The organism is Neisseria sp. P0019.S002 (assembly GCF_051957155.1).
In the GTDB taxonomy this organism is placed as follows: domain Bacteria; phylum Pseudomonadota; class Gammaproteobacteria; order Burkholderiales; family Neisseriaceae; genus Neisseria; species Neisseria perflava.
This window is the reverse complement of sequence record NZ_JBQCWS010000031.1, coordinates 1-682: the sequence shown is the minus strand read 5'-3', so window position 1 is coordinate 682 and position 682 is coordinate 1. Positions and strand designations below refer to the sequence as shown.

1 protein-coding gene is annotated in these 682 nt (G+C 41.5%); it reads right to left on the bottom strand.

What is annotated here, in order from left to right; translation table 11 throughout:
* On the bottom strand, positions 1-645 hold a 645-nt coding region (locus tag ACTHTY_RS11355; RefSeq protein WP_440367710.1), incomplete at its 3' end, for a hypothetical protein.
* Between the last annotated feature and the right edge of the window lie 37 nt (positions 646-682).

The following is a 682-nucleotide window of genomic DNA, read 5'->3' as shown; positions in this document are numbered from 1 at the left end:
ATACAAACCCCACCACCAACAACCCCAAAAACAAAACAAAACCCAAAAACAACAACAAACAAACAAAAAAAACAACCCAAAACCACAACCAACCCAACAACACCAACCACACCAACAACAAAACACCAAACCACCACAAACCACCAAAAAAAAACCAAAACACCCCCACAAAACACCACAACACACCCACAAAAAACCAAAACACACCACCAAACAAAAACCAAAACCAACCACACACCAAGCAACACAAAAACAAAACACAAACAAACCCACCACCAAAAACAACACCCCAACCAAACCAACAAACCAAAAAAAACACACCCACCCACCCAACAAAACAAAACCCAAAAACAACCCCCCCACAACAACAAACCCACCAACACCACAAAAACAAACACACAACCAACCAACCAAAACCTCCAAACAACAACACAAACCCAACAAAACCAAAAACACCAAACACACAACACAACCCACAAAAAAAAACAACACAACAAACACCCAACCCCAAACAACAAAACACAAAAAACAACACAAACCACCCCAACCCAACAACCACCACACACCCCCACCCCCCCCCCACCCCCCACACACACCCACCACCACCAACAAAAAAAACAACACAAACCCCAACAACCACCACACCACCAAAAAAAAAAAAAAAAAAAAAAAAAAAAAAAAA